18 protein-coding genes are annotated in these 24,557 nt (G+C 40.1%); 10 read left to right on the forward strand and 8 right to left on the reverse strand.

What is annotated here, in order from left to right; all coding sequences use genetic code 11:
* Positions 1-827: GTPase Era (era, locus tag ACHWSC_RS06890; protein WP_394676274.1), on the forward strand; the 827-nt coding region annotated here is incomplete at its 5' end.
* Between the two features lie 74 nt (positions 828-901).
* On the opposite strand, the gene uvrC is transcribed toward era, so the two are convergent.
* From uvrC to ACHWSC_RS06910, 4 genes are all read right to left on the reverse strand, one after another.
* The gene (uvrC, locus tag ACHWSC_RS06895; RefSeq protein ID WP_070570103.1) at positions 902-2,701 is read right to left on the reverse strand and encodes an excinuclease ABC subunit UvrC; all 1,800 of its coding nucleotides are present in this window, start codon (positions 2,699-2,701) and stop codon (positions 902-904) included.
* 93 nt (positions 2,702-2,794) lie between these two features.
* The gene (locus ACHWSC_RS06900; protein WP_394676275.1) at positions 2,795-5,065 is read right to left on the reverse strand and encodes a penicillin-binding protein 1A; all 2,271 of its coding nucleotides are present in this window, start codon (positions 5,063-5,065) and stop codon (positions 2,795-2,797) included.
* A gap of 237 nt (positions 5,066-5,302) precedes the next feature.
* Entirely contained in the window at positions 5,303-5,782 is a 480-nt protein-coding gene (ispF, locus tag ACHWSC_RS06905) for a 2-C-methyl-D-erythritol 2,4-cyclodiphosphate synthase (protein ID WP_070570337.1), read from the reverse strand.
* A gap of 371 nt (positions 5,783-6,153) precedes the next feature.
* Entirely contained in the window at positions 6,154-6,972 is an 819-nt protein-coding gene (locus ACHWSC_RS06910; protein ID WP_394676276.1) for a glycogen/starch synthase, read from the reverse strand.
* Between the two features lie 148 nt (positions 6,973-7,120).
* On the opposite strand from ACHWSC_RS06910, the gene panC reads away from it, so the two are divergent.
* The 9 genes from panC to ACHWSC_RS06955 all read left to right on the forward strand — a co-directional run bounded on the left by panC (position 7,121) and on the right by ACHWSC_RS06955 (position 17,100).
* Positions 7,121-7,981 carry a pantoate--beta-alanine ligase gene (gene panC, locus ACHWSC_RS06915; protein WP_394676277.1) on the forward strand — a complete coding sequence of 287 codons (861 nt, stop codon included), beginning with the start codon at positions 7,121-7,123 and terminating at the stop codon, positions 7,979-7,981.
* Positions 7,982-8,025: 44 nt separating this feature from the next.
* A complete protein-coding gene (panD, locus tag ACHWSC_RS06920) occupies positions 8,026-8,376 on the forward strand; it encodes an aspartate 1-decarboxylase (RefSeq protein ID WP_070570112.1) in 351 nt (116 codons plus the stop codon).
* A gap of 120 nt (positions 8,377-8,496) precedes the next feature.
* Positions 8,497-8,859: a hypothetical protein gene (locus ACHWSC_RS06925; protein ID WP_394676278.1), complete on the forward strand. Its 363-nt coding sequence runs from the start codon at positions 8,497-8,499 to the stop codon at positions 8,857-8,859.
* A 375-nt stretch (positions 8,860-9,234) separates the two neighbouring features.
* On the forward strand, positions 9,235-11,571 hold the full coding sequence (locus tag ACHWSC_RS06930) for a TonB-dependent receptor domain-containing protein (RefSeq protein WP_394676279.1): 2,337 nt from the start codon (positions 9,235-9,237) through the stop codon (positions 11,569-11,571).
* Between the two features lie 14 nt (positions 11,572-11,585).
* The gene (locus ACHWSC_RS06935) at positions 11,586-12,053 is read left to right on the forward strand and encodes a thioredoxin family protein (protein ID WP_394676280.1); all 468 of its coding nucleotides are present in this window, start codon (positions 11,586-11,588) and stop codon (positions 12,051-12,053) included.
* Positions 12,054-12,128: 75 nt separating this feature from the next.
* Positions 12,129-12,773, forward strand: coding sequence for an FKBP-type peptidyl-prolyl cis-trans isomerase (locus ACHWSC_RS06940; RefSeq protein WP_394676281.1), 645 nt, complete (start codon positions 12,129-12,131; stop codon positions 12,771-12,773).
* A gap of 289 nt (positions 12,774-13,062) precedes the next feature.
* Complete coding sequence (locus ACHWSC_RS06945; protein WP_088163059.1) at positions 13,063-13,656, forward strand: FKBP-type peptidyl-prolyl cis-trans isomerase; 594 nt, start codon at positions 13,063-13,065, stop codon at positions 13,654-13,656.
* Positions 13,657-14,600: 944 nt separating this feature from the next.
* Positions 14,601-16,244, forward strand: a complete 1,644-nt coding sequence (locus ACHWSC_RS06950; protein ID WP_394676282.1) for an NAD+ synthase — start codon at positions 14,601-14,603, stop codon at positions 16,242-16,244.
* Positions 16,245-16,527: 283 nt separating this feature from the next.
* Positions 16,528-17,100 carry a DUF4136 domain-containing protein gene (locus ACHWSC_RS06955; protein ID WP_075994305.1) on the forward strand — a complete coding sequence of 191 codons (573 nt, stop codon included), beginning with the start codon at positions 16,528-16,530 and terminating at the stop codon, positions 17,098-17,100.
* Between the two features lie 107 nt (positions 17,101-17,207).
* Here the strand turns inward: ACHWSC_RS06955 and ACHWSC_RS06960 are convergent, their stop codons facing one another.
* The 4 genes from ACHWSC_RS06960 to ACHWSC_RS06975 form a co-directional block, all read right to left on the reverse strand.
* On the reverse strand, positions 17,208-18,245 hold the full coding sequence (locus tag ACHWSC_RS06960) for a GntR family transcriptional regulator (protein ID WP_088163061.1): 1,038 nt from the start codon (positions 18,243-18,245) through the stop codon (positions 17,208-17,210).
* Positions 18,246-18,461: 216 nt separating this feature from the next.
* The gene (locus ACHWSC_RS06965) at positions 18,462-18,650 is read right to left on the reverse strand and encodes a hypothetical protein (protein ID WP_088163062.1); all 189 of its coding nucleotides are present in this window, start codon (positions 18,648-18,650) and stop codon (positions 18,462-18,464) included.
* Between the two features lies 1 nt (position 18,651).
* The gene (locus ACHWSC_RS06970) at positions 18,652-20,808 is read right to left on the reverse strand and encodes a hypothetical protein (RefSeq protein WP_088163063.1); all 2,157 of its coding nucleotides are present in this window, start codon (positions 20,806-20,808) and stop codon (positions 18,652-18,654) included.
* Between the two features lie 76 nt (positions 20,809-20,884).
* Positions 20,885-24,472: a DUF4450 domain-containing protein gene (locus ACHWSC_RS06975; protein ID WP_394676283.1), complete on the reverse strand. Its 3,588-nt coding sequence runs from the start codon at positions 24,470-24,472 to the stop codon at positions 20,885-20,887.
* Positions 24,473-24,557: the final 85 nt, after the last annotated feature.

The raw sequence follows: 24,557 nt of genomic DNA on the forward strand, positions 1-24,557 counted from the left end.
AGTCCACCCTAATGAACGCTTTAGTGGGTGAAAAAATGTCTATCATTACACCCAAAGCGCAAACGACAAGACACCGCATTATCGGTATTGTAAACGATGAAGACCATCAAATTGTGTTTTCGGACACCCCTGGTGTTATCAAACCAAACTATTCTTTGCAAGAATCAATGATGAATTTTGTCCAAGGATCGTTGATCGATGCAGACATTATTTTATTTGTGACAGATATCCACGAAAAATACGATGAGAACGATGTCCTGGAGAAATTGCGTAAAACAAATTCTCCTGTTGCCGTACTTATCAACAAAATCGATAAATCTTCGGAAGAAGAGGTCAAGGCTAAGATTGAGTTTTGGCAGGAAAAATTAAATCCGGATACCGTTTTTGCGATTTCAGCAAAATTAAATCATAATGTTGCTGCCGTGATGCACTACATTAAGGACAAATTACCTATTCACGAAGCCTATTATGAAAAGGATGAGTTAACGGATAAATCCATGCGTTTTTTTGTCTCTGAGATGATTCGTGAAAAAGTATTCAAACTATACGATAAAGAGATTCCCTACAGTACAGAAGTAATCGTTACATCTTACAAAGAAGAAGCAAATATCACACGTATTGCTGCCGAAATTATTGTTGAGCGCGACTCTCAAAAAAACATTATCATTGGAAAAGCAGGAGCCATGATCAAAAAAGTCGGCACTTATGCGCGCCAGGATATTGAAGAGTTTATCGACGGAAAAGTATTCCTCGAGCTTTTTGTTAAGGTAATTCCTGACTGGAGAAGTAAAAAGAACTACCTTAAACGTTTCGGGTACGACGATTAACCCGCATTGAAGAGTTCGTACGGAGATCTTTTTATACCGACCTCCCCTGCACGAATTGTTCTTCTTATAAATTTTTATTTTGCAAAATATTCACGAAGTGCTTTAATCTGTTTCAGATTAAGCACTTTTTTTAGCTCTTCATCTGAGGCTTCCTTCGCTTTTTTCACCGATTTAAATTCAGTTAATACTTTCTCAACGGTTGTTTTACCTATACCCGGAACGTTTTCCAGCTCTGAAACGAAGGTCTTCCGGCTCCGTTGATTCCTGTGGAAGGTGATTCCAAAGCGGTGTGCCTCATCCCGAAGATGTTGAATGACCTTGAGGGTCTCAGATTTTTTATCTAAATAAAGTGGATATTGATCACCTGGATAGAAAAGCTCCTCCAGTCTTTTGGCAATACCGATGACGGTTACTTTTCGTTCTATCCCCAACAAGCGCAGGCTTTTTAAGGCTGCGCCTAGCTGCCCTTTTCCGCCATCGATAATGATCAACTGCGGCAACGGCTGATCTTCATCCAATAATCGCCTATAGCGTCTAAAAACAGCTTCCTCCATCGTGGCAAAATCGTTGGGTCCCTCAACTGTTTTCACATTAAAGTGACGGTAATCTTTCTTCGAAGGTTTTGCATCCTTAAAGACAACAATAGCCGATACGGGATAATTCCCCTGAATATTCGAGTTATCAAAACATTCAATATGCTGTGGGAGCACATTCATGCGAAGATCTTTTTGCATCTGTTTTAAGATGCGCTCGGTCCGAATATCAGGATTAAGCTTTTCATATTGCAATAGACGCTCTTTTCTAAAAAATGCCACATTCTTTTGGGAAAGCTCCAGCAATTTTTTCTTTTCGCCCAGCTTCGGAATCGTAAATCGAATCCGTTCGTTCTCTTCAATATCTAATTCAAAGGGTACGATAATTTCCCGCGAAAGGCTTTTGAAGCGTTCCCGAATCTCCGGTATGGCCAAGGCCAAAAGCTCCTGTTCACTCTCATCCAAACGCCGCTTCATTTCGAGCGTCTGCGTCTGAATAATAACACCATTCATGACTTTCAGGTAATTGACAAAAGCGTAGCCCTCGTCTGAAGCAATACTAAATACATCCACATTTGTAATGGATGAGTTGACCACCGTAGACTTGCTTTGGTAATTGTCCAGCTTATCCAGCTTCGCCTTAATTAACTGCGCTCTTTCAAAATCCAGAGCTGCTGCTGCGGTAGCAATACTCTCCTTTAAACGATTGGTCACCACAGCAATCTTTCCGTTCAGAATATCCTTGATATCACTCAGGTTCTGATCGTAGTCGTCTTCGGACTGATACCCTTCACAGGGCCCCTTGCAATTTCCAATTTGATATTCGAGACAGATCTTAAACTTGCCTTTCCGTATATTTTCCTGTGTTAGGGCCAAATTGCAGGTACGGAGGGGAAACAATTCACGGATCAGATCCAATACAATATGCATCATCCCCACCGAAGGATAGGGGCCATAATAACGGGACCCATCCTTAATATATTGTCGGGTCCAAAAAACCCGCGGAAAAGGTTCGTTCTTGATGACAATCCATGGATAGGTTTTATCATCCTTTAACAGAACATTATACTTGGGTTTGTGTTTTTTGATCAATGAATTCTCAAGCAACCAAGCATCAATCTCCGTGTCAACGATAGTAAAAGATATACGGTTGATCTTCCGAACCAAAACACGGGTTTTACCATTCAGCTGATTTTCATTAACGAAATACGAGCCGACCCGATTACGCAAATCCTTCGCTTTACCGATATAGATCAGTTCGTTATTTTTATCAAAATACTGATAGACTCCCGGTCGATGCGGTATCTTCTTTAATTCTTCTCTATAGTCAAATACGTCCATTATGTTCCAATATCAAACACCGTCAGCAAAAAAGCCAGACAACAAATCTCGAAAAAATTTATTGTCTGGCCCAATGGTATTCGTTAAAATAACTTAGAAACCTAAGCGATCATCTTTTAGTTTAGTCGCATCTTTGCCGCTTGAATCCGTAGACCCATCTTCGACATCAGAGCCACCACCGCCCCAATACTGATTACAGTCAATGACACGGGTAAGGCCACCCTGCGGTTGCTCAAAATCACCCTTGGTATACTTCAAATTTGAATCTTTATACACTTTCTGCATGTAGTAAGCGAATACTGGCATTGCTGCTGCAGCCCCCTGTCCGTACTCCATCCTGTCGAAACTAATGCCTCGATCTTCTGCACCAGTCCAAACACCCGTAACCAGTTCCGGTGTAATACCAATAAACCAGGCATCTGAGTTGTCGTTGGTTGTACCTGTTTTACCGCCAATTGGATTTGTGAGCTTATACATCCATTGAATACGTCTCGCCGTACCCTGGGATACCACCTTTTTCAACATATCAACAATAATATAAGCGGATTCGCTATTTAGGACTTTTACGACCTTTGGTGCTTTATCATAGATCGGTGTACCATTCTTATCTTCGATCCGTAAGATCGCTGTTGGCTCAATCCAAGTTCCTTGATTCACAAATGCCGAATAAGCACCCACCATATCAAAGACCGACGCTTCATAAGCCCCCAATGAGATCGATGGATAGTTAGGCACATCACTTGTTATACCCATCCGTTTTGTCAATGCAGCTACTTCCGCAGCACCAACTTCGTGTACCAGATAGGCCGTTGCATAGTTTTGCGAATAAGCCAATGCTTTCGCTAGGGTAATCGGGTTTCCACCTTGTGCATTTCCTCTTGGTGTCCATCCGTTATAAGTTTGTTGGTAATTGGGAATACTGTAACATGGTGAATAACCATTATCAATCGCCACAGCGTACGTAAATGGTTTAGCCGTTGATCCGACTTGACGCGTACCCATTTTTACCTGATCATATTTGAAGTGGTCAAAGTCAATACCTCCAACCCAGGCTTTAATATGTCCGGTCTTCGGCTCCATAGACATCATCGCATTGCGCAACATAAGTTTATTATACTTAATAGAGTCCATTGGCGTCATCATCGTATCAACACTTCCCTTCCATGTAAATATATTCATCGGAACCTTGACATTGAAAGCCTTTTTGATCTCGTCCTCATTCAAGCCCTCTTCTTTCAAAATACGGTAACGGTCAGAGCGCTTCATTCCGCTAATGAGCAGCTTGGCTTTATCCCCTTTAAAAGGATCCCTATTTTTCCATTGCGCGGCAAATTTAGACTGCAGTTGCTTCATCCACTCTTTTTGCGAATCCTCTGCATATTGCTGCATAGACATATTAATCGTCGTATAGATTTTCAATCCATCACGATCGAGGTCATAAGGTGTGCCATCTGGTTTGGTGATGGACAATTTTGCAAATTCCTTTTTGATTTCATCCTTTAATACCGCTCTAAAATATGGCGCCAAACCCTCACCGTAATTTGCGATCTTAAGTTCTAAACCAAGTGGTTTTTCTTTCGCTTTTGTAGCCTCCTCAGCCGAAATAAAATTTGCGGCAACCATATTATTCAACACCGTATTACGGCGAGTACGTGATTTTTCGGGATACCGCACCGGAGAATAGGCTCCTGGACCTTTAAGCATTCCCACCAAAAGGGCTGCTTGGTCTGCTGTCAGTTTATCCGGAGTTGTATTGAAATAAGTTCGCGCAGCGGATTTGATTCCGTATGTATTGTAAGCACCAAAGTCTACCGTGTTAAAATACATGGTAATAATCTCATCTTTGGTATAATTTCTTTCCAAGCGAACCGCTGTAATCCATTCCTGAAATTTCTGGATGACACGCTTTAGAAAATTCTTTTGCCGTCCATCCGAAAATAGATTAAGTGCCAGCTGCTGTGTAATTGTACTTCCCCCCTGCTTGTTACCGGTCAGGGTGTGAAAGATAACTGTAAATGTACGTGAGTAATCTATTCCAGAGTGATCATAAAAGCGTTTATCCTCCGTCGAAACCAATGCTTTGACCAAATAAGGTGACAATTCACTATACTTTACATTGGAGCGGTTTTGGACATAATAGGTTCCCAATACCTTATGATCTTCCGTGATAACTTCGGAAGCTAAATTACTTTTGGGGTTTTCCAAATCACTGAAGGAGGGTAATTTTCCAAATACGCCAAGACGTATACTCAATATAAAGAGGAAACCTATCGCGACGATCCCGACGATAATTTTCCAAAAATTGAACGTATACCGCTTGACATCAGCCTCAGTAAGTTGATTTTTTTTTGATACTCGTTTCATCTATTTACTAAATTTCAGACGTAAATATTATTCATTTTAAAGACCGCAATGCATAGCCCATTTTTCCAGCCACAGTTGTGTTTTTCAAACTTGGATACGGCATTATTTTGATCTTTAAAGACTTCAATTAAGACATTAATGCTCACTCTATCAGATAGTGTGCCAATCCCTACTTTGGCAAAGGTATTACTAATTGGGCCAAAAGCAAGAATTTAAACGTGAAAATATTGAAGCGAACTACGCGCGTTCAATCAAACAAACCGCATAGGCAACCACCCCTTCCTGACGACCGATAAATCCCATCGTTTCATTTGTTGTTGCTTTAATAGAGATGTCGTCGATATCCAAACCCGTTGCTTCAGCCAGTTTAACTTTCATTTGTGGGATATAGGGTTTGATCTTAGGAGCTTCCAGACACAGCATCGCATCAATATTGCCAAGCGTGTATCCTTTCGCAGCAATCAGCGCCATACATTCTTTTAACAATAATAAACTACTAATGCCTTTCCAGCGCATATCTGTATTTGGAAAGTGATAGCCAATATCTTCTAAATTGGCGGCGCCCAAAATGGCATCACATATCGCATGGACCAACACATCGGCATCAGAATGCCCAAAGGCACCAGCATGATGCTCCAATTGCACTCCACCAACAATAAATGGATGACCTTCTTTCATCTGATGGACATCAAATCCAAATCCTACCTTAATTTTCATTACACGATTATAGCTATGGTGTCTGTTCATATCCTAGAAACATGCCCAAACACCCGATTTAAATACAATATAATACAGCCTATGTATGCTATTTGATAACCTAACCTATGAGGTATAGATCACACCCAATTTATCTTCGCGGAGATCTCCTGGTATGAATAGCTAAAAACAATGACAGATTATTGCGAAGATAACAATTCGCAGTTATATTTATCGCGACAAAAGGTTTCTAACAGGTAGCGCACCGAAAATCATTGAAATAACGGTTCGACCGGATGAAAAAAGAAACGCACAAAAAAAGGCTATTCTTGAGAATAGCCTTTTTTATATTATTGTCTGTTTGTTTTTCGAAACGCTTCGAAAAGTAAAGCTTACGCTTCTACTTCTTCAGGCGCAAACTGATCATACACTTCTCCAAAAGCATCGTAGTCCTGATCGCCATTAGGTTCAAAAACCTGAATATCTTTTGAGCGAGCAAAATCAACTATTTCAGTGTTGACATTGTCGTCAGCGACAACCACCATATCGGTAAAATGCAAAGCACCTTTGTAGATCGCCTCATAACTACCATCACCGTACACCTGCGCATCCGCGGCTTTAAAGGAACCTTCTGGCGCCATTTCAGCATACTTCGTACCTAATGTACCTTTAAATTCTTCATTGAACAAAGAGTACATCACTTTTGCATCCTTGAATGTAGGATCGTCTTTATAAGTCGTCTTCACGTAAGCCGGTACCAAAGCAGAGAACCATCCATGACAGTGTACTACATCAGGGGACCATCCTAATTTCTTCACAGTTTCCAACGCTCCTTTACAGAAGAACACCGAACGCTCATTATTGTCTGCAAAGAATTCGCCATGCTCATCACTAAAAACTTTTTTACGCTGAAAGTAGTCTTCATTATCCAAGAAATACACCTGCATACGGGCCGCAGGTAATGAAGCAACTTTAATAATTAGCGGATTATCATTATTATCCACAACAATGTTCAAGCCTGAAAGACGAATAACCTCATGTAATCTATTTCTACGCTCATTGATATTCCCAAAACGCGGCATTAAGATCCGGATCTCAAAACCCTTTTCTTGCATCGCTTGCGGAAGTTGACGTGTAATTTCAGAAATTTTAGTTAATTCGAGGAAAGGCGACATCTCGTGAGTAATAAACAATATCTTCGTTTTTGCCATCTCCAGTTATTTTTATTTATTATTTTCGAACAGTAAAATCGGTCTACAAAGGTACGAAAAAAATACTTACTATGCAATTTACTATTAATCATCGTTTTATATTCCCAAAATATTATGCACCTTTGCCAACAAAAAACTAAATAGCAAAGTGGAAATTTTCAAAACGAAAGCATCTCTCCAAGCATACCTGCAAGAAGCCCGATCAACAGGTCAAAAAATCGCCCTAATCCCTACGATGGGCGCTTTACATGAAGGACATTTATCCTTATTAAATTATGCAAAACCAATCAGTGATATTCGTGTTTGCAGCATTTTTGTTAACCCCACACAATTTAACGATCCGAAAGATCTCGAAAAATATCCACGGCCCATCGAAAACGACATCAGATTACTGGAATCCGTCGATTGCGACATCCTTTTCTTACCAAGTGTTGATGAGATGTACCCCGATAAAAATGAGGCCTGGCATCTCGATCTTGGCGAACTGGACCAAATTTGGGAAGGTGAAAAACGCCCCGGCCATTTCCAAGGTGTCACGCAGGTGGTCTATAAATTATTTACATTGGTACAACCGGATATTGCTTGTTTCGGGCAGAAAGATTTTCAGCAGGTCATGGTTATTAAACGCATGATAGCTATGAAGGATCTCGCGATTCAATTGGCAATATGTCCTATCATTAGAGACCAAGACGGCCTAGCACTGAGCTCTAGAAACGCGCGCTTAAGTGAAGCTGGAAAAAGAACAGCTTTGGCACTCTCTCGCTCCCTGCAATATGTAAAAGATCATATACATAACCCTATCCCCCTAGCGGAAATAAAAGACAAAGCCCTGCAGATTTTAACAGACACCGATGGGCTTAGCGTTGAATACTTTGCGCTATGTGAAAGTTCAACGTTAAAAGAAGTCAACCACATCGATTTCAGCAAGCAGCATGTCGCACTTGTCACTGCCTGGGTCGAAGGCGTCCGTTTGATTGATAATATGATTCTGAATAATTTGTCAAATTAATTGACAAATCTTTCAAATTCAGCAGAAAGCCCTACCTTTGCGCCATGGTAATAGAAGTAATGAAATCCAAGATTCACCGCGTTAAAGTCACACAAGCGGAATTGAATTATGTGGGTAGTATCACAATAGATGAAGATTTGATGGATGCCGCAAATATCATCGCTAACGAGAAAGTTCAAATCGTAAACAACAATAATGGAGCCCGTCTTGAAACATACGTCATCCCAGGTCAACGTGGATCAGGTATTATCTGTTTGAATGGTGCCGCGGCTCGCCTGGTTCAAGTTGGCGATATCGTCATCATTATTTCCTACGCGAACATGGACTTTGAAGAAGCTAAGCAGTTTAAACCTTCCGTTGTATTTCCTGACGACAACAATCATCTGATTAAATAATCAGGAAGCACTGTAAGCTTAGTATATAGCTATTTCATATTTTTTTAATGAGTAGATCACGAATACTCACAAAATAAAATCGTATTTTTGAAGCGTTACCCTAAAAAGTAGCGCTTTTTTATGTACCGAAAAACAACGAAATCCCCACGTCAGCTTATCGCATTATGCCAATTGGTATTAATGTCGCTGATTATTATTTCGGGTGTTGTTTTTATGCACAAAGAGGTAAAATCAACCGGTGAAATTGTCATGCACACCCACCCTTATGATTTTACCAAAAAACAAAAGCCGCAAGAAACAGATGACCAAATCGAATACCTCAATGTCATCTATCACAATACCTACGTACAAACTGAATTTACTGTCCTTGAACTTCCTCTTCCGCGTGAAATAAAAGAAGAGCATTATAATTCATTTTGTCCGGAGGCGATCACCACAACGATCGATCATTACCATTTACGTGGTCCCCCCAGCTTAGCATAAACCAAAAATCAAAGATTTCGAAGGCCCGTCCCTGTTTCAATAACAATCAAACGAACTTGGCGCAAACAAGTAAGAGATTACGCATGTGCTAAATTACTTGGCTCCAGAACGACAGCATGAAATACCGCTATCGATATATCATCTTTGATCCCATTTTTATTTGCCTCTTCTTTGAGAATTGTCCCTGTTACAATAGCGAAAACCTTCGCTGAATACTGTCATTATGGTTTCAGTGAGCTCATTGGTATACATTACCTTGTCGGAAACAAGCTATTACCCTGCTTCCGATAAGATGCTATGTCTTGAACGCCGTTCATAACAAGGAACAGACCATGCTATACGAGGCTTGTATTTTTAAATTTTCATAAAATTACGATGCTAAAGCAATACACTTTATTGGCCACATTACTGGCTGGTACATCCACTATATACGCCCAATCAAAACTTGAAGGCTACTTATTCAACAAAAACCATGAGGGGATTCCTTCTGGTACACTGACTTTAAAAAACAGCAAGCTCGCAACTACATCCGATCCAGATGGGTACTTTAAACTATCCGCCATACCAACGCAAAAAGTAACCTTAAATATATCGGCAGTAGGCTATCGCTCCTTCAGCAAAGTCATCTCTTTAGACACGTTGAAGTCGCCTTTGCAAATTCAACTGGAAGAAGATAACCTCAATTTGGATGAGGTTGTTGTTTCGGCTACACGCTATGGCGTCAAACGTAAGGACGCCCCCGTGGTTGTCAATGTTATAGGTCCAAAATTATTTAATGCAACACAATCTGTTGCCATGTCGGAAACATTGAATTATCAGCCGGGTGTACGGGTAGAAAACAATTGCCAGAATTGCGGCTTTTCACAAGTCCGCCTGAATGGCCTCGAAGGCCCCTATTCACAAATATTGATCAACAGTAGGGCGGTATTTTCCGCATTAAATAGCGTGTACGGATTGGATCAGATTCCAACAAGTATGATCGATCGTATTGAGGTTGTGCGCAGTGGTGGTTCGGCATTATTTGGTGCCAATGCGATCGCCGGAACAATCAATATTATTACAAAAGATCCTGTAGAAAACGACTGGCAAGTAAAATCCACCAACTCACTCATTGGCGGCAAAAGCTGGGATAATACAGTGGATTTTAATACCTCCACCGTATCGGAAGACCTCAAAAGAGGGGCCACATTCTACGGTATGCACCGTAATCGGGAAGCTTACGATGCCAATGGCGATGGTTTTTCGGAAATAACCAAACTTCGTAACACCACGTTCGGCACAAAACTATTTTACAAACCGAGTGACCTAGATAAGATAACGGTTGATTTTAGTACCGTAAATGAGTTTCGCCGCGGTGGTGATCAACTCGATAAAGTACCACACCTGACGCAGATCACCGAGCAGTTGGAAACCAGTTCGCTTGTTGGCGGAATCACATACGATCACTATTCCACAGATTATAAGCAAAAAATGTCGTTGTATGGCTCTGTACAGAAAACTGTTCGCGACAGTTACTACGGCGGTCTTGGAGGCGGAACAACCCTTGCGGACAGTACATTAGCCGCAAATGCCTATGGAAAAACTAATGATATCGCGCTAGTTGCCGGGGGACAATATACCTACAACTTTGAAAGAGATGTATTTACTGCCGGAGTGGAGTTTTCATACAACAATACCCAGGATGAAATACCAGGGTATAAACGAACCATTGATCAGCAGAACAAAGGACTAGGCAGTTATGCCCAATATGAATGGAAGCCTTTAAGCAATTTTAAAACGTTAATCGGAGCGCGATACGATTACACCTATGTTGACGGTAAATATAGTCTCGCAGGTATAAACCGAAACTCCGATCAGCGCTTCGGCACCCTTAGCCCACGGTTGACCATCTTATACGATATCACAAAAGACCTTCAATTTAGAGGAGGCTATGCACGGGGTTTCCGTGCACCACAAGCATTTAATGAGGACATGCACGTCACTTCCATTGGCGGAAACCAAGTATTTGTATTGATCGGTGAAAATCTGAAAACCGAATACTCCAATGCCTATACAGGTTCTTTTAGCTACAATAAAAATTTTGGAAATGTACAAACGAGTTTGCTCGTGGAGGGATTTTACACGGATCTAAACAATCAGTTTGTCAACGTCATGGCGTCTGAAAAAGATGGATTGATTATCCAGGAAATGCAAAATGGTGAGGGAGCCAGGGTGTACGGTTCCAATATTGAAATCAATATCGCGCCATCCTCTTGGTTTTCTTTCCAAACCGGCGGAACGATCCAGCGCTCACGTTATAAGAAAGATCAACTTATCTATGAGGGGAAAGAAGATGGACAGGATATCCTGACCCAAAAATATGTCCGTACGCCTAATATTTATGGCTATATGAACACTAACATAAAGGCGACCAAACAATTTGCGATCGATCTGACGGGCGTGTACACGGGAAAGATGATTGTTCCACACATCCAAAATGATGTGATGACCCTCAAAAATGCCCGGGACTTTGTGGAATTAAATCTCCGTTTGGGTTATACCTTCCCAATACATAAGGATTTCAGCATTGAAATCTTTGGTGGTGTACAAAACATGTTCAATGCTTTCCAGAAGGATTTTGACAAGGGAGCGCTACGGGACTCAGACTATATCTATGGTCCAACACGCCCTCGAACATATACATTTGGCCTTCGTGTTGGTCATTTTCATTAAGACAAATTTGGGATATGAAGCATTTCCAAAAAATATATGTGCTATTGATCCTATTCTTTTATCCGCTCTGTTCTCAAGGACAGGAGCGGATAAATTGGATTGATTTTGCACAACTGGATTCACTCCTGAATGTTTTCCCGCGCGAAACACTTCTCTTTATTCATACAGATTGGTGCAGCTATTGCCGGAAAATGGAACAGGAAATCTTTACAAAAAAGGAGCTTGTCCAATTAATCAACAAGCGCTACTACGCCGTTCATTTAGATGCAGAATCTATCCAAGACATTTCTTTTGACCAAAGTATATGGAGGCCCTTAAGCAAAAGAAAGAAAACAGGACAATACCATCCTTTAGCTTTGCAATTGCTACAAGGAAGAAAAATGATCTTCCCAACTCTCCTACGTTTTGACAGCGAATTTCGCCTAAAAAGTATACAGCAAAAATACCTGAACTCAAAGGAGTTATCCGTTTTTTTAGAATAATTTAACATTTACTTGTAGCGAACTCCATTATTCCTGCGTTTTGGATTTTATAATTAATACACACTTTAAGAAATTATGAAAAATATCACGAAATTATTAATGGCGTTTTTGTGTCTTGGGGTTCTTTTTACGGCTTGTAATAAAGATAATTTTGATTGGGATGCTTATTACAAAGAGCAAACGGAGAAACAACGTGTTCAAGATTCGATCAATAAAAAAAGAATTGAAGATCAATTCCCAATAATCAAAAAATATGTTGCAGACAATCAACTTCAAAATGTACAATACATTGATTCATTAGGATTAGCATATCAAGTTTTAGCTGCAGGAGATGAGAGTTCTTACACTTATTCATTCAGCGGAAATGGTGGAATTGTTGCCCCTAATGCAACAGTAAAATACATTGGAAAACTTGTTCCAAGTGGAACTATCTTTCAGCAAACTGAAGACGGAAAAACAGCAACATTTAACCTTTCAAAGGTAATTCCTGCTTGGCAAATTGCCTTTTTACCAAAATCAATTACTTATAATGGTAAAGAAGAAAAAACAGGAGGCATTACAACAAACGGGCTAAAAAAAGGATCAAAAATTAGATTTATTACACCCTCTCCATGGGCATATGGTGATAATGACCAAAAAGACTCTTCAACAGGAAATGTCACTATTCCTGCAAAATCTCCTTTGGATTTTACAATAGAAGTTGTTGACATCAAAAACTAATAACCGGTCATCTGGAATCAAGCTAAAAAGCCATTCTCCTTGTGGAAATGGCTTTTTTTGTAAACACTCTCCAAAAGTGGCCAATGTGCCAGCATAGCCAATATGTTAATATGCGTAGTTGCGTTGGTTCAATGCTAAACAGCTAATTCCAGGGTCAAAAGTGTAAATTACTGTATCAAAATGTTAATTGTTATAGCGAAAACATTTAACGAAGAAAAAATAATATACATTTGCAAAGCTACTTTCATAAAGAAAATAGCTTTTCCTTGAAAAACCAATAAAAAATATAATGAAAAAACTGTTATCACCACTATTCATGGGAATTGCAGCAATCGCTTTCCTTATTATCAGCTGTAACAAAAGCGACGATGCGCCGGTTTATGATGCGAATGCACAATTTAAAACGGATTCTGTAACACTTAAAAATTACGTTAGCCAAAATTACCCTGATGCACAATACAACAGCGAAACAGGAATTTGGTATGAAATTCTTGCCGAAGGAACAGGGAACTATGAATATAAAGTGGTTGACACATTAAATGGCAAATACTTAAAATTTAAACCGACTGTAAAATACGTTGGAAAATTATTGAGTGGAAGTGTATTTGATCAAACTGATACTGCCAAAGAATTTGAAATCATCACAAACACGGGGTATCAATACCCATTTTACAGCACTATTATTCCTGCTTGGACCTTCGCATTTGCTCCGCAAAAAATCGGTGACATGAAATTAGGCGGCTTAACAGAAAAAGGTCTACAAAAGGGCAGTAAAATTCATATCATGGCACCTTCCCTTTATGGATACCAAAACCAGGCTGTGGGAACTATTCCGGCAAACTCCCCATTGGATTTTGTAATTGAAGTAACGGATATAAAATAATTATCGCTCCTTTTAAAGCAATAAAGTATAAAAGCTCCTAAAATGACATCATTTTAGGAGCTTTTTAGTTCAGGAGGTTTTCAACGATTAATCTGTTTATTGGGCGATAGTTTTATATGCTAGCAAAATTATCCAAAAACTTAAAAGTAAGATAGATCTTAAAATTGATATATTTTAAGATCAACTTATACCTAATAACAATTTTCAATCGCTTTTTAAACAGTGATCAGTCACTGATCATTCAGTCTACACTGAGCAAGCACTGAACAATCACTGAACGATGACTGAACAAGCACTGTCAAAAGAGTTAATTTGATCACTATCTGATCCTAATTTGCCGCAAAAAAAAAATAAAAGAGAAAAAAGGTAGAAGCTGTACTTACGTAACAAAAAGATCGCTATTGTGCGACAATAGTATGATCCATAAACAACACTTTAAATTAATTAAATAAAGAAGCAAATTGAAACACGACTTGAAACAGGTGTCTAGAAAAAATAAAAGCTCGAAGTGGGGAACTCCGAGCTTTACCTAACCAATTATTAACCTAAATTATGAAAAGTTCTTTATATATTATTTTTAATATCTTTCGTTTCTTTTGATATATCAAAGGTACTACAGATCTGCTTTCATGTCAAGAAATTTAACAGCATTTAACGTTGTTAAAATTATGTTAAAACAATTTAGCACATTCAATATCGTCCCGCGTTGTAAAAAACATACATCTACAACGATAGCAGCTCAACAGATAGACTCAACATGAACTCACTGTGCATTCATTCCACTTACAGGCCATAGCTGGTAATACGATGTCCTTCAATTGATCGGAAGATAATTTAGCGCTTTTATTCGCATAAGTGCGGGCTGAGTATCAAAAAAAAGAAATAAATTTGTGAGAAGATCCGACATCAATTGGTATCTTATTTAGTTAGACGATTAATAGCATATGAAAATAGCTTTAGCACAATTGAATTACCATATCGGTAATTTTGAAGCAAATACTAAAAAAATAATTAGCGCGATCCAGCAGGCCAAAGAAGCAACAGCCGATCTTATTATTTTTGCCGAACTCGCGATTGGTGGTTATCCTGCCAAGGATCTTTTGCGAAGTAAGGCTTTTAAACATCAATGTGATGAAGCTATTCATCAAATCGCTGCTCATTGTCAGGATATCGCCTGTATCATCGGAGCACCCGTCAAAAACAGTGATTCTGAGGGCAAAGAGCTTTATAATACCGCTGTATTTATTGAGCATGGGGCAGTCCGAAACATTGTAAAAAAAGGCCTTTTGCCCGATTATGATGTATTTGATGAATATCGTTATTTTGAACCCAGCAGACGTTTTGATTGTATCGAGTTGAACGGCGTAAAAATTGCCTTAACCATATGTGAAGATTTGTGGGATGATGACGAAGGGGGCAATTCTTACGTTGGTGACCCCATGGCAGAGCTGAGAAAAGAAAATCCAGACCTCCTCATCAACATTGCGGCATCCCCTTTTTCCTATACCCATTTTGATGAACGGATCAAGGTCCTCAGCCAACAGGTAACAAAGTCTGGCAGACCGCTAATTTATGTCAATCAAATTGGCGCTCACATGGATATTATCTTTGACGGCCGCTCAATCGCCCTGAATAATGAAGGAACAAAAATTGCTGAACTAAAAAGCTTTGAAGAAGATCTTCAATTTGTCACCTATTATCAACAAAATATCACCTCCACCACAGCTTCTTCGAAAGAGTCTATAGCTGAGATGGCTCTTATACATGATGCATTGATCCTTGGGCTACGTGATTATTTTCAAAAATCTGGTTTCAAGAAGGCGGTTTTAGGTCTGTCCGGCGGGCTAGATTCGGCCTTAGTTGCGGCTTTGGCCTGCGAGGCTCTGGGTGCCGATAATGTATTAGCCATACTGATGCCATCGGTCTACTCTTCCGACCATTCGATAAAAGATGCGATGGATCTCGTCAACAATACCGGTTGCAAACATTATATCGTTCCGATCAAAGATATTGCCAATGCCTTCGAACATAGTTTAGCTCCTCTTTTTGAAGGGCTGCAGCCAGATACAACTGAAGAAAATATTCAAGCGCGCGCACGTGCGGTAATTTTGATGGCTGCTTCCAATAAATTCGGCAATATTTTACTCAATACATCCAACAAAAGTGAGGCTGCTGTGGGATATGGTACACTCTATGGTGATATGGCAGGTTCCATCTCTGTAATCGGTGATGTTTACAAGTCCAAAGCCTACGATTTAGCGCGCTATATCAATCGAGAAAGGGAGATCATTCCAGTCAATACCATTGAAAAAGCGCCTTCTGCGGAACTTCGACCAGATCAAAAAGATTCGGACTCTCTACCGGAATACGATCTATTAGATCAAATCCTCTTTGAACTCATCGAAAATGAGAAAGCAGGATCTGAGGTTGTAGCAATGGGCTTTGAAAAATCGTTAGTAGAAAGGGTTTGTAAATTGGTTAATAATGCGGAATTCAAACGTTTTCAAGCTCCGCCTATCCTGCGTGTTAGTCCAAAAGCTTTTGGTCCAGGAAGGCAGATTCCGTTGGTGGCAAAATATCCTTATTAATTTTACAATTCGGATTAAACCATATTTATAGTTTTTTGTCTAAAGTAATAGATTGTAAAATCAAAAAGGATGATCGCATCCCGGACGGTAAAAAACAATTGCCATGAAGACCGTCAACTGTACTATTTTTACAATTGAAAGGTATGCGGATAAAAAATAAAAACAAATTAGTTAAATAAATATAAGTTCCATATAGGCCATGAACCATCATGAGTGTGGTTGTCCAATGCAGCGACAAAATACTCATGGTAGATTCATCACAGTTGATAAATAAATTACTACGATGAAAAAGATTCTATTATTTTTGGTGCTTTGCGTCGCACTCGCATCATGTTCGTCTTATCAATACAATACCACTCGGGTAGAAAAGATGGATTTTACTCCTTTCAAGACCTATGCCTGGTTACCTCCGGTAGACTCGCTTTCGAAGTCTTATTTTGACAACGATATCGCCAAAGCCAATATCCTGGATGCCGCGAATACCGCGCTGGAGGCAAAGGGCCTACAATATTCTAAAGATAATCCTGATTTACTATTTCGGTATATTACCATTGTCAACAATAAAAGCCGTTTGGTCTATGGTGGCGGCGGTTATTACGGCTGGGGGGGCCCCTGGGGCTGGTACCGTCCATGGTTTTCACCATATTACTATGGCGGCGGTTATTACCCAGTTGCAAAAGAACGCTATCGTTATGGCCATTTGATTATCGAAGCCATCGATCGTAAAACAAACGCAGTGATCTGGCAGGCACGTGGTTCTGGCGATGTTGACAATCCAGAAAAAGCAATTAATAACATCAGCAAGGTTGCAAAAGGTGTTATTGATTTGTTCCCTGTGAAGACGTTAAAGAAATAAAAATCAACTAGCTGCTTTTTTGATTATTGCATCATAATACGCAAAGAGCTAGAAAATATTTATCAAAAAAAACAGGCTAATCAGCACGATTAGCCTGTTTTTTTTGTCTATACAGAAGGCCTAAGCTTTAAATAGAATGGGACTTCAACACGATCCTTTGATTTACTTCTGATCAATTCGGCAGCCAATCGCCCCATCATTTCAAAATCAGTTGATATTGTTGTAATACCATTCAGGATAAACTTTTTCAATGGAGTTTCATTATAGGAAATGATACCAACATCTTTTCCTATAACCAGTTTTTTCTGAATAACCTTGTTCAACAATTTCACCAGATCATCTTCAATAATATTAATGTAACATGTTCCTTTCTCTACTTTCTCTTCATCAATGTCGGATACGAGCTCGTGTTCAAAAGCATATTGTTGACAAAACTTATAAAAGCCCTTAATAATAGCTTTTGGAAAATCACTATAGTCAGGAAATACAAGTTTTAAGTTTTTGTACTTACTCAGCACTTCATTAGCTTCCTCCAATGCGGAGTAAATATCATGTTCGTAATTTTCGTAGACTGCAGGAAAATCTCCGGGCACATCTTCGATAAACTTACCCAATAACATTAGTTTCTCTGCCGGAATCTTACGAATGATATCCGGCGCTTTGTCCCTTCCCTCTTTGAAATGGGGGAATAAAACATAGTGGTCATATGTTTTCGTTAAGCTTCCCAACAATGTATTCAGATACGATAGGTCTGAATTGTATACAAATAGATCCAAGTTGGCATAATCACTCAGCTCTTTTGCAAAGGAATCGTATACTATCTTTTTATGGGCACTTAGTTTATTTAGAAAGAGTGCTATCTTAAGTTTGGATTCTACATCCGTTTTATTTACATAATACCCCTTTCCGGGATTAGATGCTATAATTTCATTTTTCTTAAGATAGCGGTATGCTTTTTCTACAGTGTCACGTGATATTTCCAGATATGCACTGAGCTCATTAATAGAAGGGAGCATATCATCTCTGACCAATGTTTCATTTTTAACAGCATCGATAATTGTATTTGCCAATTGCAAATACTTAGGTGTGGCAGAAAAATCGCTAATTTCTAAAGTTTTTAAAAATTGATTTACGGAATTGGTCATTGTTAGATTTTATTAATTATAAAATTAACGATTTGTTTATAAATATTTAAAAAAAACACTTAAAACTCGCTTTTCAAAACCCAGCCTCTACACAGCCCATAATAAAAGGACCTGTCGCCTTAGCATCATTTTCACGGATACATTCTCCAACGTAGTAAGCTAAATTATTTATTGCAATAGTATAGAATCTGTCCGATTTCATTATTCTACACCATACTACTGTTTTTCAATGAACAGTTTAATATTCCTCTTTTGTTTCGGACGAAGGTGTATATTTAAGATTGTACAAGTTATGGTTACACTGCTTAAAGAACGTACGATCGTTGACTTAACGGGCAACTCCTGAGCCTTCGTCGATACTGTTCCACAACCCAAAAGCAATAGTAATATTATTTTCTTCATCATATTAGGGCATTTTTTTAAATCCTTCTTTCTTTATAACCCATGAGCCATCTTTTGGGAACCCTGGTAAATCACTGTTGGAAGCGTCCCATCCTTCAAGCATCATCGCTACGGTCGCGAGCACCCCACCATTACCTGGTAAATAGATCCGCAGGCGTCCATCTTGATAATTATGTCCATTTTTGAGATAGGTATTGGTTTGGACATTCATAAATAATGCATCCAGCGCTTTATTGGGAAGATTCAGACGAGCAGCATTCATGGCCGTCATGGGAAAATCCCACCCCCAGGTCTTTTCCCAATGCCATTTCTCCCAAACGACATCCAGTGTGTTTTTCATCACCGTTTTATTTAGCTTCGGTGATTCAGGAACCATCCCTAATGCACCGAGTACCGCGGGATGGTCCGTCATCCAACGATCGTACGTATAAGAATCGGGAGCAGTTTCAGTAGCCAAGTAGACGTTGTCCTTACTTGGTAAGGGGGCCAGTTTTTCAATAACTTGATCCCATTTGGTCACTCTTAGTTCTCCCAGACGCTCCTTCCATTGTTGCGCTATACGAAGTGCCCAATCCCAATAGGCGACCTCATACGTCGGGTTCATCGTCTCGGAAGCTTTGAAAACCTCTTGTGCAGGAATAACTCCCTTGCCTACATTATAGCGACCCGTTTCCTGATCATAATCTGCAAAGTCGGCCATGAAATCAGCTGTGGCAAATACGAGATCCTTATATTTTTTTAGGACAGCGAGATCCTTTTTGTCCCGATAGGCCAATTCGGTCATATAGATAATATGTGGCTGTTGCCAAACTAAAAATGCAGCTACCGATGAGGGGCTTTCATTCCCTTCGTTATCGGACATTTTGATCCATCTAACCCCTTGATAGCCCTGTCGTTTTGCGAGTTCTCTCGCTTTTTCAAAGGTTCTAAAATAATAATCCAATGTTTTTTCCATGATTTCAGGACGTCCCCATAATGCAAAATGCACAGCATGCCACCAATGCATTTCCGTGTGTGGCTTTCCATACCAACTATTAAAAGTGAGGCCTGTTTCTTGAGGCGGATTACTTCCTCCGCATTGTACTTTTGTCAGATATTGAGAGAGTACAACTCTTCTTTCCAACTCATTGGCTCTCGGATCTGTGCTACCCGCAAAGTCAACCGCAGCACCACTTTCCCAAAAATGCTTCCAGGACCTTACACTTTCACCTACCGCATCAATATATCCTACGCTCTTTTTATCAAAATTGTTTGTGGGCGCAAATGCAAATGAAAAATCAAATTCTCCAAGCGTAGCAGCCGGTTGGTACACAAAATAGTGTGAAGCCGTATTTTTTAAAGTTCCCTGTGAGTAATTCAATTGTGTAAAGTAACTGGCTCCCTGCAACTGATGATTTATTACTGCAACATGTGCAGATTGAGCTACGATCGTTGTTTTATGATCATTCACCTGATCATAGTTGGTACCTTCATCCAAAAATTTTCCGCTTGGGTAAGGATAGTGTACAAATATTTTCAGTCTTTGCTGTGCAATCAATGGTGAAGCGACATGTACTGCAACGCGGTCACTGCTTTGATACGATGTCGTTTTTACAGAGACAGGTTCTCCTTCAATTTGAAATTCACTTGTGATAATACCCGTCCAAAGGTTCAGCTCCTGTCGAATAGCCTGGATATGTTGTGCAGTTGCCCGTTGCCCGTTTTTCAAATAAAGTTCCAAGCCCACATTACCCAATTGCAGACGGTGTTTATTTTCCCTAAAATAGTTTACAGCTTCTGCATTGCGTTCCGGTTCTTTCAATTGGATACTATATTGCGCGTTCCGCCCTTCGCTGTTAAAGTCGTAGGATTTTAATGTTTCTTCGAATTTATAGTTCTTTGTATTGGGAAAAGAATCCCATCCCCACTCGGACTGTGTTCCCAAGGAAACCCCATTTTTATAATAAATGGGAAAAGACTGCATTCCTGTAGCATCGACCGTATAGGCAAAGGTCCCATTACCGACTGTGAGCGAAGCTAATGTATCCATGGTATGATTGGAGACATTGTGCCTTTTAACGACATTTTCCCGATTAATTTTGGTTCCTTGTTGAGCTAGGACTAACATAGGGCTTAGAACACTTACAAGGAAAGTGAAAATAATACTAAACTTCTTTTTCATCTATATTGGATTTTTATGCATACTATATTCGTGTTCAAGATTCCTCCGGAAATTCCGGAGTACATTCTCAATTTATCTATCGCATTAAAGTGAGACCTATCAGACCGATGACCGCATCGTTTGCGACGGCGATAAGCTCTACTGATTGAAGTTTCTTTTTATTGTTTAGAGGCAAGTCCAATAATGAAGCTGCTCCACCATCAATGGCACGATTGCTATACCCCTTGATATCGGTATAATGACTCCAGGTTCCGCCCTTATAAAGCTCTCCAGACTTCAGACTGATTCGGTAAGGAATTCGTTCATCGGGGAGTTCAAAAGCGTGATTATCATCGAGGTAATCCTGTTCGATAGGCCACCAGTTGATAGGGTTGATGAGATCTAACGTATCAAAAATTCCATCAGTATAATTGACCTTAATCTTGGCGTTGATAAGCTGGGATTGCATCGGATTTGTTGAACCGGCGACCAAGAGATACATTTTGCTGGCCTGGCCGGCTAAAGGTATTTTGACGCTTTTTGGATAATTATCCCACTGACTGACAAAGACCACATTTTTGGAGTCATTTTTTAGCTGAAACGGAATACCTAGGTATATTAGGTCCCCTTGCTTGCCTTTTTTCATGATTCCCCTGTCGTCAATATTTGCCGTCGTCAATGGATAACACCAATTGCCTATTCCCTGCCAAGGCAACTGCAAGGTTGGCCCTTCCGATCTTGGCGAAAGGTATTTCTGTTGGAAGATATCCGTCAAACGCGCGTTGTAATAACTCGATAAATTTTCCGCTAAAAAATCAGGTTTATCATCGATATTCCAATCGATATAATCTACTGTTTGGCGATAAGTTCCCACAACCAGATTAACGCTATTTGTTCCCTTTGAAAAGCTATTGATGGGAAGTTCCAATTTCTTTATTTCTCCTGACCTCAAGCTGAAGGCTGTTTGAAAATCCTGATGAACAATTGCCAGTTGTTGTGGCTGAGCAGAACGGTTTTCCATCGTCAAAAAATAGTTTCGCTCTTTACGCAGAATAGTTGAATTTACAGGCGGTAATAGCCGAATATCAACTGCCTGCCACCAAACCATAGCTCCCTGCTGAAGCTTCACGAAAAAGGTTCCTACCCGCTCATGCTGGACAAAAGAAAATTTGTGACCGGCTTTCTTTTGGATAATTCCTTGAGGATCGTAGCTTTCCAACAATTGGGTGTTAGCAGGTAATGGAAAAGCCCATTGATCGGTGAATACTTGCTCCACATTTTTGGTATCCATCTTTTCGAGTTTACCATCCCCCATTATCGTGATGTCGAAATTCCGCTCAGCTTCAGATTCAACAACAATACATGCCCCATTTATAGCGGAAGATTTTAATGACCACTTGACTTCTTTTCCATTGACTTTAACAGCACTCACCTGGGTAAAATCTACGGGAACTTCCAAAGCAAGTTTTACGGGCATCGCATAACGCGTGTTAATCTGAAATGTAATAGCAGTTTTAGTTTTCTTATACGTATAACTCCATTCCGGCATTTCAATCTGTGCAAAATTCCATGTCGATGGGAAACCAGGTTTAAGAAACAATTGTTTGTCCAGTAGACGTGGATGCACGCCAAATAATCCTTCGACTAATGTACGAGATGCTACACCAATTGGGTCGGCAAAATCACGGTATAATTCGCCTCTAAATGCATCATAGTGGGAAAGCTGCTGAAAGTTGGCGGGACTGATCCCATGATACATACTTTCCATAAGGTTACTTTTCCAGAGCTGATAGGCATCATCCGCCCGACCAGATTGCCAATAGGCCAATGCTGTCTGTAGATTCTCTGCCAAAGCAACATTATTGACCGACCAAGTGTAAGGCTGCCATGTCGTCGTCGGCAATGTATACAGGTCGTGCTGTTCCTGTCCTTTGATATGAATAGGAATCTTTGGCAAATAATTAGTTACATATTGGAGATTTTGGTAGCTTTCAAAATCATCTAGAATAGCAGCGTCTGCGGTATGATAAATGGTCCACAAACCCGCATTTTCGTGTATAAGCTGATTGCCAAGCGCATCCTGGAACTCGGCAAAATGACCTTTCTTTTGCAACCAAAGTCGATCTTTTAGCGCTTTTTGAATCTTATTTGCTTCTTGTTGGTAGGGCGTCGCATCCTCACCTATTACCTTTGCGAGTTTGGCTATTATTTGATTGGCACGGTACATATAGGCTGTTGTGTGCGTGACCGCGCCACCGGAATATTGTAAACCATCACTTGCCCATATTGCACAATAGGCATCGTATAAGCCATCATTGTCCTGATCGAAATTTCGCTTTTCCCAGTTGAGATGCCGAGTCAGCGTTGGCCACATCTCTTTGATATAAGCAACATCCCCTGTATAATTAAAATGTGACAACAATTGATCGATAAAGACCAAGTTCATATCGTAGTGATGGGGTACCGTATTATTATTTGGATTCCGAGAAATGTAGCCGCTTGAAAACATAGAAGTACCCATTTTTTCCAAATGTCGAGCTAAGTGCAAAGTTGTATCCATCACCACCCGTCCAGCAGCGGGTTCGCTAACCTGCGAATTCGCATAACTCGAAAAATGTCCTTTCGCTCTGTCATGCCATCCCAATACATCTGCGGTGTAAGCTCCCCGCCAAGCATTCAAACGCATACGCCATGCCACAGCTCCATGCAAGAAAGTAGGCGATTCCCAAATTCCATCAGCGGCTGCCGAAAGCGCTGCCCCCAAATTATTGATGTATCGATCCGGTGTGTTTATTTTAACCCGACTAGCCAGCGAAACCCTTTTCTGATCCGCCAGCTCATAAATCTTTTCTAATGAGCCTTCAGAAAATTCCGCAGCAGAACGCTTCCCTTTAGCGATTTGAATATAACTTGATTTTTTAGTCAGCATAAATTTCCCGACAAGGATAGGACTACCCTTATTCTCCGTTTTCGTCAGATTAGAGAGATCATCCAAAACGGTAGCATCTGACATCCGCAGTGCTGAGAGTCCTGAAAAACTACCCTGAATAAATTGGGGCTCATTTTTCTTATTTTGATACTTAAGTCCAAAACTATTTTTTTCCAGTGTATATTGATTATGTTCACAATATCCAGGAAGAAGATAAAACCCCGATTCTGGATCTGCGCCTATGTCGCCATTTCTACTGAATGTTTTTCCGCTAGCTCCCCCATAGACAGCGTAAAGATGTGCATCCGGTTTAATATTCGCCGCCTGTAATTTTACGATCATCCCTTCGGCATCGGCCTGCGCCATCACAACGATATCGATATAACCATTTCCAAGTAAAGCATCTTTGATGCGATAATACATAGCTCCGGGTCGATACCTTGTCTCAATATGATCGGCATCAATCACTTTTTTTCGCTGCTGTTTATTGCTGAGAACAAACTGTAAGTTCCCTGCCATCCCCGGCATGTACAGTGCAAATTCAGGTAAATCGCCTACTTCTACACGGGATGCCAGGTTATTACCATAAAGAGCACGATTAAATCGATATCTTCCATTCACCAGTAAGAAATCTCCTTTATCCTCGGTATAATGCAGTACACGGTCGTTATCTTGCCAATGTTTTGACTGGGCAACAGCTATCTCCAGGATAGTCCCAACTAGCAAGCCGCAAAAAATCAAATACTTTCGTATCATATCAATAATTATTTCATGAATTAGCTATGTGCAAATCTTTTTAATGACCGGTAGCTACTTCTTAGTCGCTGGAGTTTATACTTTC

It is taken from the genome of uncultured Sphingobacterium sp., assembly GCF_964277905.1.
In the GTDB taxonomy this organism is placed as follows: Bacteria; Bacteroidota; Bacteroidia; order Sphingobacteriales; family Sphingobacteriaceae; genus Sphingobacterium; species Sphingobacterium siyangense.

Bases quoted from the DNA above. Each gene is read 5' to 3' on its own strand.
- uvrC (WP_070570103.1), bottom strand. From the start codon at position 2,701: ATGGACGTATTTGACTATAGAGAAGAATTAAAGAAGATACCGCATCGA.
- ACHWSC_RS06900 (WP_394676275.1), bottom strand. From the start codon at position 5,065: ATGAAACGAGTATCAAAAAAAAATCAACTTACTGAGGCTGATGTCAAG.
- ACHWSC_RS06935 (WP_394676280.1), top strand. From the start codon at position 11,586: ATGAAGCATTTCCAAAAAATATATGTGCTATTGATCCTATTCTTTTAT.
- ACHWSC_RS06930 (WP_394676279.1), top strand. From the start codon at position 9,235: ATGCTAAAGCAATACACTTTATTGGCCACATTACTGGCTGGTACATCC.
- ACHWSC_RS06940 (WP_394676281.1), top strand. From the start codon at position 12,129: ATGAAAAATATCACGAAATTATTAATGGCGTTTTTGTGTCTTGGGGTT.
- ACHWSC_RS06945 (WP_088163059.1), top strand. From the start codon at position 13,063: ATGAAAAAACTGTTATCACCACTATTCATGGGAATTGCAGCAATCGCT.
- ACHWSC_RS06965 (WP_088163062.1), bottom strand. From the start codon at position 18,650: ATGATGAAGAAAATAATATTACTATTGCTTTTGGGTTGTGGAACAGTA.
- ACHWSC_RS06955 (WP_075994305.1), top strand. From the start codon at position 16,528: ATGAAAAAGATTCTATTATTTTTGGTGCTTTGCGTCGCACTCGCATCA.
- ACHWSC_RS06960 (WP_088163061.1), bottom strand. From the start codon at position 18,245: ATGACCAATTCCGTAAATCAATTTTTAAAAACTTTAGAAATTAGCGAT.
- ACHWSC_RS06975 (WP_394676283.1), bottom strand. From the start codon at position 24,472: ATGATACGAAAGTATTTGATTTTTTGCGGCTTGCTAGTTGGGACTATC.
- ACHWSC_RS06925 (WP_394676278.1), top strand. From the start codon at position 8,497: ATGTACCGAAAAACAACGAAATCCCCACGTCAGCTTATCGCATTATGC.
- ACHWSC_RS06950 (WP_394676282.1), top strand. From the start codon at position 14,601: ATGAAAATAGCTTTAGCACAATTGAATTACCATATCGGTAATTTTGAA.
- ispF (WP_070570337.1), bottom strand. From the start codon at position 5,782: ATGAAAATTAAGGTAGGATTTGGATTTGATGTCCATCAGATGAAAGAA.
- panD (WP_070570112.1), top strand. From the start codon at position 8,026: ATGGTAATAGAAGTAATGAAATCCAAGATTCACCGCGTTAAAGTCACA.
- ACHWSC_RS06970 (WP_088163063.1), bottom strand. From the start codon at position 20,808: ATGAAAAAGAAGTTTAGTATTATTTTCACTTTCCTTGTAAGTGTTCTA.
- ACHWSC_RS06910 (WP_394676276.1), bottom strand. From the start codon at position 6,972: ATGGCAAAAACGAAGATATTGTTTATTACTCACGAGATGTCGCCTTTC.